The sequence below is a fragment of the Photorhabdus sp. RM322S genome (assembly GCF_042879395.1).
Taxonomy (GTDB): Bacteria; Pseudomonadota; Gammaproteobacteria; order Enterobacterales; family Enterobacteriaceae; genus Photorhabdus; species Photorhabdus khanii.
Genome location: NZ_JBHFKW010000113.1, coordinates 1 through 1,976 on the forward strand (window position 1 = coordinate 1; position 1,976 = coordinate 1,976).

The following is a 1,976-nucleotide window of genomic DNA, read 5'->3' on the forward strand; positions in this document are numbered from 1 at the left end:
GTCTAAATCAGCGGGTCTTTTATCTTTGCTCCACCAAATAAGCGGTCCCCGGCGTTTATAATCCACCTTACTGACCGCTTCTTTGCCGTTTAATAAGAATTTCACCATAAAGGCGACTGCCAGCGCTTTATCATTGCCACTGCTTAAGAAAGCAAAGGAATAACTACTGACGTTAGGGATAAAACCACGCCCGATAAGTTGATTGTTCTCGTCCAGGCCGTAGACTTTGAGGAACAGAATATTAGTTTTTTCTACCATACCGATTTGTGGATAACGGGCAGCATAGGCTTTGCCTTTATACCAGGTGTAAAAAATCTGCCGTTCGCGATCGATAATTAATGGTGCCTGACGGCGTGAAAAAAATATAGCCCATACGAAAGGGGGAATAATCAGCAGATAGAGTAGTAAGAAACCTATATCAATTTTCAAATAATAGTCACTATATTCATAATGATTATAACGGTAATGCAGGTATTTTCTCAGTGATAGATCTTTATCATCACCAATATAGTTCATTCCGTTCAAATAATCAGGAAGGTCATCGCGTAGATAAAATTTTTCTCCATACTCCTTTTTAGCTACATCAACCCAATGATAAATTTCTGATTCATTACTCTGTCGTTCTTTTATGAAGTCATTTACTGTCAATAGCATGCTGGTAATTATCCCCAATGTAACTGGAATCAGGGTAATACTCCGGGCACGGCGTTGGGTATTGCGAATATGACATTCCTTATTATCAAGGTAGTCCAATATTTCCACATGCTTAATGGTTTCTTCATTCTTAATATCCTGTGGTGCGGCCAGAAGTTCTTTTTCCCAGCGTGCCAGCCGTTTAGCTGGTAGTGGATGAATAGTAGGAAACCATTTTTTGAGTAAGTTTTTGAGTTGTTGCTTCATAATATGCGCTCCCCGTCAAGACTGCCCTTAATGGTATTTTCTGCTGTGGGTTTTTCTTCCTGGAGATAGCGCAAAGGGGCGATGACATTTGTCGATTGTTCATAGTACCAGTACAGTTCGCTACTGCGGGGATAAACGCCCATTGTTTCTGAGATGACTACTTCCAGCGTTGCCGTATCGCCATTCAGGGTCAATTTAGCCTGCTCCTTAGCTTTCCTGAATTTGGCATTGCGAAAAGCATCAGGGGTATATTTGCGGCGGTTAATCTCAACATAATCGATTTTTCCTTCCCAGTAGTAGGGAGCTTTGGATGGAGTTACAAAGATCCCGCGAATATCTGAGAGACCCATCTGAAAAGCAGGCAGGGTAAAACAATAGGTCGTGACACCAAACCCCTGATGTATTTTCAGTTGTGGCTGAATAAACAGATTTAAAAACTCTTGGTTTTCGATAACAAAATGATTTCGCGTATTATTATCCATTTCTCTGGCTGTTTTAAATTGTAGTAAAATGGTTGGTCTTGCTTTTTCTGTATCCCAAAAATCATATTTTTTTCCTGCCCCCCAAAAACAGTTATTCAGCACTTTTTCCAAATCTGACCAGGCGCTGCTGGCCTGCACAATGCTGCCACCAATAAGCAAGCTAGCCCCGGCTATAATCGCTGTTAGTACGCCCCCAGTCAGGAAGGTACCTGCGGCAGCCCCGATCCAGACCGCTGTGGTCAGAATAATGGAACCTGTTCCTATCGCTACCTGACTATAACCTTCGACTTTATTACCCGCTCTGAAAGCGTTACTCGCATCATAGAAGGAGACCAGCGCCCCTAAATAACCTGCCACGCTACCGGCAACCCGGGAGAACTGACTGACCATAGCTGTATTGACAGCAGGCACTTTTATGCCGTTCATCAGCGCCTTGACTATCGGGGAGTTTACCTTACTTGCCAGGGTCGAACCGAGGGAAGCCAAATCGGCACTCATACCAATCACCGCGGTACTAAAGCGCAGCAGACTCGTATAGGACGGTCCGGGCTGTAACGGGTTGTTGCGGGCATATTCTGTCTGCGTGAGCACGTC

Annotated in this window: 2 protein-coding genes; both read right to left on the reverse strand. The window is 43.9% G+C overall.

What is annotated here, in order from left to right:
- Nucleotides 1–900, reverse strand: a 900-nt coding sequence (locus ACGF63_RS22760) for a hypothetical protein (RefSeq protein WP_387633355.1), incomplete at its 3' end; no start/stop codon positions are given.
- Nucleotides 897–1,976, reverse strand: a 1,080-nt coding sequence (locus tag ACGF63_RS22765; RefSeq protein WP_387633356.1) for a hypothetical protein, incomplete at its 5' end; no start/stop codon positions are given. The genes ACGF63_RS22760 and ACGF63_RS22765, both read right to left, overlap by 4 nt.